The organism is Streptomyces sp. NPDC025721 (assembly GCF_055558595.1).
The window spans coordinates 1-8,708 of record NZ_JBVHMF010000054.1 but is presented as its reverse complement, the minus strand read 5'-3'; the positions used below and the strand labels follow the sequence as shown (position 1 = coordinate 8,708).

The window sequence follows — 8,708 nt, the reverse complement described above, 5'->3', positions numbered from 1 at the left end:
GCGGTGCAGTCCTAGACAGCTCCACCACACCGGAGGTCTTCGCCATGATCAAGCACCGGCACATGTCAACAACGCTCGTGATCAATACACCTAGGGCGTGTCCGGCCGGGCGGTGGGCGCATATCCCGGTCGTCGCTATGACGTCTCCCTGGCCACCCGGGTGAGTACCGCTTGGCGCAGGCCGGCGGGTTCCACTTCCAGGGCCGCCAGTACCTCGAGGCCGCGGCCTTCTCCCGCCGCCAGCAAGCCGAGCAGGATGTGTTCGGTGCCGATGAAGTCGTGTCCGAGGGCGATGGCCTCGTCCTGGGACAGCGCCACGGCGCGCCTCGCGCGGTCGGTGAAAAACTCGAACACCTCTACTCCTCCGTGCGGGTGCCGCTTGTGCCTGGTCGGTGCCGGGCCGGGGCACCTCCTCGGGCGACGAACCTGCGAGCACCTGCGCCTGCTTCTGGCCTTGTCCGTTCGGCCCCCTGCGGGGGCACCCCGGCCCGTCCCCTCCTCGCCCGTCGGCGTCCGCGCGTCCGTTGTGGCTGATGGGGGGAGGGGGTTACTTGCGCGGGGTCACCCTCGGCGCGTCCACAGGCCGAACCACTGCTCGGCGCCGTACTCCTCGAAGCGTTCGACCTCGGTGAATCCAAGCTTTTCCGCGACGCGCAGCGATGCCGTATTGGCGGTCTGGGTGCAGAGCACCACCGGCTCGCCGGGGAGCGCTTCGGCGGCCCAGTTGAGCGCTGCCGCGCAGGCTTCGGTGGCGTATCCGTGGCCCCACGCCTCGGGCAGGAACATGTAGCCGAGTTCGGGTTCCTCGCCCTCCGGACGGACGTGCCCTTTGCTCCCGGCGCCGTGCCGGTCGATCGTGACGATGCCGATCATCGCCCCGTCGAGGTCGACCACGAAGAGCCCGTGCCGCCGCCTTGGCGTCTCGGGCACCGCCCGCTCCATCTCGTCCCGCTCCCGGGGCCCTCCCACATAGGTCCCCACCTCCGCCGAACAGAACAGCTCAATCACCGCCCCCCGATCCCCCGCCTCCGGCTCCCTCAACCAGAGCCGCCCCGTCCGAATCCCCCCACCCGGCCACCCCTCCACCCACCCCAACTCCCCCATCCCCCCAACCTATCCCTGCCCCACCCAACCCCCCCGATCCCAATTGCCTCTCCCCCCGCCCGACCCATGAGCCTCCCGCCCGAAGTGAACGAGGGGATTGCCGAGATCGACGCCGCAGAGGACGAGCGAATCCTGCAGGGCCGACTGACGTCGATCGGCTTCAGCTACCGCTCCGAGGCCGAGGAACTGGCACCGTTGCCGCTCGAGGACTTCGAGTGCGGGCTGACCCTGACGCCTAATAGGGCGTGTGTCGGAAGTGTTTTAGGTTGGCTGATGTGAGCGTGCGGGGGCGGAGTTACCGATATGTGGGACCGGTGGAGCTGAAGGCTGCGGTCCGGTCTGGCAGCGGCGGGTGCCGGATCAGCTCGGCGGCTGACTTCGACGGCTGGGTCGCTGAGCGATCGGTGGCAGAGTTGGCCGACCCGTTCACCTTCGTGGTCGGGACAGATGGTGTGCTTCGGCTGGCGCCGCGGCGAAGCGAGCACGTGGCCTGCGCTGGCGGGGACATGGTTCTGGGTGCTGGCGAGATCAGCTTCGTGCGCGAGGCAGACCGGTGGATGGTGGGCGAGGTCAGCAACCAGTCCACCGGATACTGCCCGGACGTCACCTCCTGGTCGGCAGTCGCTCATGCTCTGGACGACGTAGAACTTGGGCGGCCCTCCGGCTTCACCCACGAGATCGTGTTCCGACGATGCCCTGACTGCCAGGAGCACAACATCGTGCGCGAGGGCGACTTCGTCTGCGTCTTCTGCGGCGGCGATCTGCCGGAGACGTGGAACGTGGATACAGCCGTATGACGGCTGGGGGTCACAGCCACTCGTTGATGGCAGCGACCAGGACAGTCGCTTCGTAGCGGACCGCGAGCTTGTCGTACCGCGTGGCGACGGCGCGGTGCCTCTTGTGCCGGTTGATCCCGCACTCGACAGCGTGACGTTCGCGGTAGTCGACAGGGTCGAAACGCGGCGGTCGGCCGCCGCGAGAGCCGAGCACGGGTTCAAACTGTGGCGAGTCCCCGCACTGTCCTGCCGTGATCACGATCGCCATGGGCTTCTGACCCTGCTCAACCGCCGGGTGGAGCTTGGTGGTGAACCCACCGCGTGAGCGGCCCAGCCCGTGATCATCAGGCTCGGCAAACATGCCGCCCGGCGGCTCCTTCTGCCGGTAGCCCTGTTTGCGGGCCCCGGCCGCATGCTGGTGGGCGCGGCACACCGTGGAGTCGACATTCAGGTCCCAGGCGATCGCGCCCTTCGCATCGGCCAGGGACTGGAGTCGGCTGAGGATCCGTTGCCAGGTACCGTTCCGCTGCCACCGGCGGAACAGGTCATAGACCCGTCCCCACGGCCCGTACTCGGCGGCCACGTCCCGCCACGGGATACCGGTCCGGACCCGGAACCGTATGCCGTCGATCAACTGCCGCCGGGGCCAGGCAGCTGGCCGACCCGCCGTCATGCCCTTCGGCAGTAGCGGCTCCAGCACCGCCCACTGCTCGTCCGTGAGATCTCACCGACCCATGAACCGTGATCATTCACAGCCCAAGATCCACTTTCGACTACACAGGGAGCGTCGAGGCATCCCTGGAGGCCCTGCACGCGCAGATCTTCCAGCAGAGGTACGGCAGCTCCGACACCTACCGGAGCCTCACAGAACTGCACGCTGACGAGGACTTCATGGGCGAGGAGGGCACCCACTCGATCCTCGACATCCAACGCGTCGTCCACACGACTGGCACCCCGGACCCTGCCAAGGGCGAGGACTACAACACCCTGCGCCCGCTGGCCCCTGACCGCCTTGCTCACTACTTCGGGACCGACCGTCCGACAGTCCAGCAGTATGAGGAGCGAATCACCGCAGCCCATCGAGCCCACCTCTCCGAGGAGTCTCTGCTCGAAGAGTGCCGCATGCGGTGGACCGGCATCTACGTCATCCTGCACACCGACGACCAGCCGACTCACGTGGGCATTTTCGGGTATTCAGGCGACTGATCCTGATCCTGATCAGTCGCAGCCCAGGGGCTCCGGCCACAACTCGTTTCCGCCCGGCCGACCGGTCCGACTGACGCCGCACACCTGTCGGGGGCGTGCTCACGGCGACAATCGCTCCGGAACTACAGCCCCCCACCGACCCCACCGCCAGTGGATTCCCCCGATCGTGGTGGGACCAAATCACCTTGCCGCAGCGGCGCGAACGACACCTCCGCCCGCCCGGAACCCTCAGTCGTTGGAGCCAAAACGACTTCTCCGACTGGTCCCCAAACACGTGCTGACAAACCCCCTCCGCCCACCCGACGGCGAACCGCCCACGCCCCTCCCACCCACGGCGAACCGTCATCCGCAGCCGTGCCGGAGGGGGCGGGTACCCACCCCCCTCCGCCCACCCCACGGCGAACCGCCCCCACCCCCTCCCCCCACCCCACGGGGGACCGTCAGGCGGCGACGGGCCGGAGGGGACGGGGCGGGGTGCCCCCGCAGATTTGCGTGCCGACAGGGCGGGGACGAATGGGAAAGGGGCAGGCAGCACGCAGCTCGAGGAGGTGCCCCGGCCCGGGACCGACACCAGGGACAGGGCGGTGGGCAAAGGAAAGGCGCCCGGGGGGAAAGACCCCCCAGGCACCGAGGTGCGCCGACAATGCGACACGGGTGACGTCAGGCGCTCAAGGAACGTCAAGCGCTCAAAAGACCTGAAGCGCTCAAGACGTCAAAGCCTCAGGCGCGCCGCGCAGCCGAAACGGTCCCGACGGCTCCCACGACAGCCGCCACGACAGCCCCGTGCCAGACCCCGGTCCAGAGCGACCCGAAGAACCCCTGACTGGTCAGGACCTCCCGAATAACGAAGTCGCTGACAAGCATGAGCGCCCCGGGCACAGCCGCCACCCGCCACGGATGCTCCCGCGCCCACCTCCGTATCCGGTGATCCCGCCCCCGCGCGCCCCCGGAGTAGCCGAGCACCGCCCCGGCCCCGCCCACGCAGTAGAAAAGCAGGGCGCCCACGGACAGCGCCCCGGCCAGAATGCCGAGCCCGAAGTGCCCGTGCACGAGGTGCAGGGCAAGTGACACCCCACCCCCGATCGCACCGACGGCAGCGGCCGGCCGCCAAGGTCCAAGCGTCGCCGAGGCCACGGCCAACTGCCGCTTCTCAACGCGCGATGCAGCAACTTCTCGGGATGAACGCCTCATACCGCAACGATCCTTCGCCCCCACCGCGTACGCCATAGGGGATGACCCTGACCGACCCCGGACCCCCGACCAGGACACCGACCCCCGGGCCCAGGAACCCCGGCCCCCGGGCCCAGGAACCCCGGCCCCCGGGCCCAGGAACCCCGGCCCCCGGGCCCAGGAACCCCGGACCCCCGACCAGGACCCCGGCCATCCGGATGAGGACACCGACCCCCCGGCCCAGGAACACCGGCCCCCGACCCGACCCCCCGGCCCAGGAACCCCGGCCCCCCACCGAGCCGCCGCCAGGCCCCCCGAAAACCCACCCCCTCCGGAGGAGCACGGCTTGACGCGCACCCCGTCACGGGTGTTTATTCATCACATGATGAATAAAGCCCCCGGACCCGCCATCGAGGCCGCCGGCCTCCGCGTCGTACGCGGTGGCCGCACCGTGCTCGACAACCTCTCCTTTACCCTCCCGCCCGGCCGAATCACCGGCCTCCTCGGACCGAGCGGCTGCGGAAAATCCACGCTGATGCGAGCGATCGTCGGCTCGCAGGCCCACGTCACCGGCACCCTCAACGTGCTGGACCACCCGGCGGGCCACCGCAGCCTGCGCCCGCGCCTCGGATACGTGACGCAGGCGCCGTCGGTCTACTCCGACCTCACCGCCCGGCAGAATCTCGACTACTACGCCGCCGTCCTCGGCATCGCGCACCGCGACCGCGCCGCCCAGGTCGAACGCGCCCTGACGGACGTCAACCTGATGTCGCACGCCGACAGCCTCGCCGCCAACCTCTCCGGCGGTCAGCGCGGCCGGGTCTCCCTCGCGGTGGCCCTCCTCGGCGAGCCGGAACTGCTCGTGCTGGACGAGCCGACGGTCGGCCTCGACCCGGTGCTCCGCAGGGACCTGTGGGAACTGTTCCACCGGCTGGCCGACGAGCGCGGCGCGACCGTACTCATCTCGTCGCACGTCATGGACGAGGCGGAACGCTGCCACCGCCTGCTGCTGATGCGCGAGGGCCGCATCCTCGCCGACGACACCCCCGACGCACTGCGCGAGCGCACCGGCTCCGACACCGTCGAAGAGGCGTTCCTGCGCCTGGTCGACGCGGCCAACGACGAAGCCAGCGGCGCGAGCGACGCCAAGGGCGGCCAGGCCAAGGGCGCGAGCGACGCCTCTCAGCAGAAGCCCCCCGCACAAGCCAGTGCCAGTGCCAACGAATCCGCCGAGTCCACCCCCACAGAATCGACCGCGCGATGAACCTCGACCGCACCTTCGCCACGGCCCGCCGCGTCCTGCGCCAGCTCAGCCACGACCCGCGCACGATCGGCCTGATGCTCGTCGTCCCGTGCGTGCTGCTGACACTGCTGAAGTACGTCTTCGACGCCAGCCCGCAGACGTACAACTCGGCCGGCGCCTCGCTCCTCGGCATCTTCCCGCTGATCACGATGTTCCTGGTCACGTCGATCGCCACGCTGCGCGAACGCACCTCGGGCACCCTGGAGCGGCTGCTGTCCATGCCGCTGGGCAAGGCCGACCTGCTCGCCGGGTACGCGCTCGCGTTCGGCGCCGTCGCCGTCGTCCAGGCCGCGCTCGCCACCGGCCTGTCCGTCCTCGCGCTCGGCCTCGACGTCACCGGCTCGGCGTGGCTGCTGCTGGTCGCCGCGCTCGCCGACGCCTTCCTCGGCACCGCGCTCGGCCTGTTCGTCAGCGCCTTCGCGTCCAGCGAGTTCCAGGCCGTGCAGTTCCTGCCCGCCGTGCTGCTCCCGCAGATCCTGCTCTGCGGCCTGTTCGTCCCGCGCGGCGACATGCAGCCGGTCCTCAGCGGCCTGTCGAACGTGCTCCCCATGTCGTACGCCGCCGACGCCACCACCCAGATCGTCCACCACACGGGTGTCACCGGCGACTTCGTACGCGATCTGATCATCGTCGCCTGCTGCGCCCTCCTGGCCCTCGGCCTGGGCTCGGCCACCCTGCGCCGCCGCACCACCTGAGCAGAGCCACCCCGGTTGCCCGGACGTACGACCGAAGGGCGGACGCGGCCCGCTTGCCCCGTCCGCCCCTGCGAAGATGACCCCATGACCGCCCAGAAGCAGAAAGTCGCCGTTCTCGGCACCGGCAAAATCGGCGAAGCCCTCCTCTCCGGCATGATCCGCGCCGGATGGGCCCCGGAGGACCTGCTGGTCACCGCCCGCCGCCCCGAACGCGCCGAGGAACTGCGCGCCCGTTACGGCGTCGAGGCCGTCACGAACGCCGAGGCCGCCAAGGCCGCCGACACCCTCATCCTGGCGGCCAAGCCCCAGGACATGGGCGCCCTGCTGGACGAGCTGGCCGCGCACGTACCGGCCGACCGCCTCGTCATCAGCGCCGCCGCCGGCATCCCGACCGCCTTCTTCGAGGAGCGGCTCGCGGACGGCATCGCGGTCGTACGCGTCATGCCGAACACCCCCGTGCTCGTGGACGAGGGCATGTCCGTGATCTCGGCGGGCCGCCACGCCACCGAGGCCCACCTCGCCCGTACCGAGGCCATCTTCAAGCCGGTCGGCAAGACCCTCCGCGTCCCGGAGAAGCAGCAGGACGCCGCGACCGCCCTGTCCGGTTCCGGACCCGCGTACTTCTACTACCTGGTCGAGGCCATGACCGACGCGGGCATCCTGCTCGGCCTCCCGCGCGCCCAGGCCCACGACCTCATCGTCCAGTCCGCGATCGGCGCCGCCGTGATGCTCCGCGACAGCGGAGAGCACCCGGTCAAGCTCCGCGAAGCCGTCACCTCCCCGGCGGGCACCACCATCAACGCCATCCGCGAGCTGGAGAACCACGGCGTACGCGCCGCCCTCCTCGCCGCCCTCGAAGCCGCCCGCGACCGCAGCCGCGAGCTGGCCTCCGGCAACGGATGACCCGGCTCGACGGTTACGGCCGCGGGTAGCGAGGCGGCACGGGAGCAGGACGGATACGGCCGCGGCTACGTGAGCGGCAGCAGCCCCACCGCCCGGTAGGCCGCGTCAACGGTCGGCCGGGCCAGCGCCCGCGCCGCCGCCGCGCCGTCCCGCAGCACCCCGTCCACGTACGACGGATCGGCGCTGAACTCGGCGTGCCGCGCCCGCAACGGCCGCAGCAGCTCCACCACCGCCTCCGCCGTGTCCCGCTTCAGGGCCCCGTACGCCGTGTACTCCCCGGCCAGCGTCTCCGGCTCCTTGCCCGTACAAGCCGCCAGGATGTCCAGCAGATTCGCGACGCCCGGCCGCGCCTCGCGGTCGTACTCCACCTCGCCGGCCCCGCTGTCCGTCACCGCCCGCATCACCTTCTTGGTGATCGCCTCGGGCTCGTCGAGCAGGTAGATGATCCCGGCGGTGGCGTCGTGCGACTTGCCCATCTTGCCGGTGGGGTCCTGGAGGTCCATGACCCGCGCGGCCACGGCGGGCCGTACGGCGCGGGGTACGACGAACGTCAGCCCGTACCGCTGGTTGAACCGCTCCGCCAGCACCCGCGTCAGCTCCACATGCTGCGTCTGGTCCTCGCCGACCGGCACCTCGTCGGCGCCGTACGCCAGGATGTCCGCCGCCATCAGCGCCGGGTACGTGAGCAGCGACAGCCGTACGCTCTGACCGGCCGCCTGCGCCCGCGCGGACTTCTCCTTGTACTGGATCATGCGCCGCATCTCACCGTCGGTGGCCACGCACTCCATGACGTACGACAGCCGCGCGTGCTCGTCGACGTGGCTCTGCACGAACACCGTGCACACCTGCGGATCGAGCCCGGCCGCGAGCAGCAGGCTCGCCGCCTGCCGGGTGAGCCGTCGCACCCGCGCCGGATCGTGGTCGACGGTGAGCGCGTGCAGGTCGACCACGCAGAACAGCGACTCCGCCCGGTGCTGGTCCTCGTCCGCCCACCGCCGGATCGCGCCGAGGTAGTTCCCCAAGGTGAGGTGCCCGGTGGGCTTGACCCCACTGAAAATCCGCGTCATGACTGCTGTCTCCTGGTCCTGGTCGGGTTCGCGGGACCACCGCCCACCGCGGCCGGGACAACAGAAAACGGCCGCCGAGGCGGCGGCCGTTGGATGCATACGTGACTCCTGGCCGCCCTAGGCGGCCCACCACTGAGAGGTGCACGCATGCGATGTCATACGACCCACAGTAGCCCTCCGGCCACCGCCAGGGCACCGAGTTGACACTCTCCGGACCCGTGCGTAACGTTCTCCGGGTTGTCCGAGCGTGAGCGCCGACTCCGGTCGGTCCCCGGACAGCCATTCCGCAGCAAACAAACGAGCGACTACGGCATGCCGTGGCGTTCACTTGTGCGCATTCGGAATGGGGCGGGAACGGAAAGCGGCCGATTTGGTTCGACCGCCGAAGTTCAGCTAATGTCTCACTCGTCGGAACGGCCGAACAGCCGGAAAGACAAGCCCCGCTGACTGGGGGTCAGGCACTGGAAAGCGTCTGATAGAGTCG

General features: G+C 70.1%; 9 protein-coding genes and 1 pseudogene. 6 read left to right on the top strand and 4 right to left on the bottom strand.

What is annotated here, in order from left to right; translation table 11 throughout:
• Window positions 1-135: 135 nt before the first annotated feature.
• Both ACZ4EF_RS36780 and ACZ4EF_RS36775 read right to left on the bottom strand, forming a co-directional pair.
• Window positions 136-354, bottom strand: coding sequence for a Clp protease N-terminal domain-containing protein (locus ACZ4EF_RS36780; protein WP_355350211.1), 219 nt, complete (start codon window positions 352-354; stop codon window positions 136-138).
• A gap of 207 nt (window positions 355-561) precedes the next feature.
• Window positions 562-1,104: a GNAT family N-acetyltransferase gene (locus tag ACZ4EF_RS36775; RefSeq protein ID WP_401313855.1), complete on the bottom strand. Its 543-nt coding sequence runs from the start codon at window positions 1,102-1,104 to the stop codon at window positions 562-564.
• A gap of 84 nt (window positions 1,105-1,188) precedes the next feature.
• On the opposite strand from ACZ4EF_RS36775, the gene ACZ4EF_RS36770 reads away from it, so the two are divergent.
• Window positions 1,189-1,383, top strand: coding sequence for a hypothetical protein (locus ACZ4EF_RS36770; RefSeq protein WP_355350217.1), 195 nt, complete (start codon window positions 1,189-1,191; stop codon window positions 1,381-1,383).
• 41 nt (window positions 1,384-1,424) lie between these two features.
• On the top strand, window positions 1,425-1,901 hold the full coding sequence (locus ACZ4EF_RS36765) for a hypothetical protein (protein ID WP_391164094.1): 477 nt from the start codon (window positions 1,425-1,427) through the stop codon (window positions 1,899-1,901).
• A 10-nt stretch (window positions 1,902-1,911) separates the two neighbouring features.
• Here ACZ4EF_RS36765 and ACZ4EF_RS36760 read toward each other — a convergent pair.
• Window positions 1,912-2,604: pseudogene (locus ACZ4EF_RS36760) on the bottom strand (IS5 family transposase); the annotation flags it as partial.
• A gap of 17 nt (window positions 2,605-2,621) precedes the next feature.
• Here ACZ4EF_RS36760 and ACZ4EF_RS36755 point away from each other — a divergent pair.
• The 4 genes from ACZ4EF_RS36755 to proC all read left to right on the top strand — a co-directional run bounded on the left by ACZ4EF_RS36755 (window position 2,622) and on the right by proC (window position 7,157).
• Window positions 2,622-3,086, top strand: coding sequence for a hypothetical protein (locus tag ACZ4EF_RS36755; RefSeq protein ID WP_391164084.1), 465 nt, complete (start codon window positions 2,622-2,624; stop codon window positions 3,084-3,086).
• Window positions 3,087-4,638: 1,552 nt separating this feature from the next.
• On the top strand, window positions 4,639-5,520 hold the full coding sequence (locus tag ACZ4EF_RS36750; RefSeq protein ID WP_467508551.1) for an ABC transporter ATP-binding protein: 882 nt from the start codon (window positions 4,639-4,641) through the stop codon (window positions 5,518-5,520).
• A complete protein-coding gene (locus tag ACZ4EF_RS36745; protein WP_467508549.1) occupies window positions 5,517-6,254 on the top strand; it encodes an ABC transporter permease in 738 nt (245 codons plus the stop codon). Before ACZ4EF_RS36750 ends, ACZ4EF_RS36745 begins: the two co-directional genes overlap by 4 nt.
• Before the next feature lie 84 nt (window positions 6,255-6,338).
• The gene (gene proC / locus ACZ4EF_RS36740; RefSeq protein ID WP_355350229.1) at window positions 6,339-7,157 is read left to right on the top strand and encodes a pyrroline-5-carboxylate reductase; all 819 of its coding nucleotides are present in this window, start codon (window positions 6,339-6,341) and stop codon (window positions 7,155-7,157) included.
• A gap of 65 nt (window positions 7,158-7,222) precedes the next feature.
• Here the strand turns inward: proC and trpS are convergent, their stop codons facing one another.
• On the bottom strand, window positions 7,223-8,224 hold the full coding sequence (trpS, locus tag ACZ4EF_RS36735; RefSeq protein WP_467508547.1) for a tryptophan--tRNA ligase: 1,002 nt from the start codon (window positions 8,222-8,224) through the stop codon (window positions 7,223-7,225).
• Window positions 8,225-8,708: the final 484 nt, after the last annotated feature.

Bases quoted from the DNA above. Each gene is read 5' to 3' on its own strand.
- trpS (WP_467508547.1), bottom strand. From the start codon at position 8,224: ATGACGCGGATTTTCAGTGGGGTCAAGCCCACCGGGCACCTCACCTTG.
- ACZ4EF_RS36775 (WP_401313855.1), bottom strand. From the start codon at position 1,104: ATGGGGGAGTTGGGGTGGGTGGAGGGGTGGCCGGGTGGGGGGATTCGG.
- proC (WP_355350229.1), top strand. From the start codon at position 6,339: ATGACCGCCCAGAAGCAGAAAGTCGCCGTTCTCGGCACCGGCAAAATC.
- ACZ4EF_RS36750 (WP_467508551.1), top strand. From the start codon at position 4,639: ATGATGAATAAAGCCCCCGGACCCGCCATCGAGGCCGCCGGCCTCCGC.
- ACZ4EF_RS36745 (WP_467508549.1), top strand. From the start codon at position 5,517: ATGAACCTCGACCGCACCTTCGCCACGGCCCGCCGCGTCCTGCGCCAG.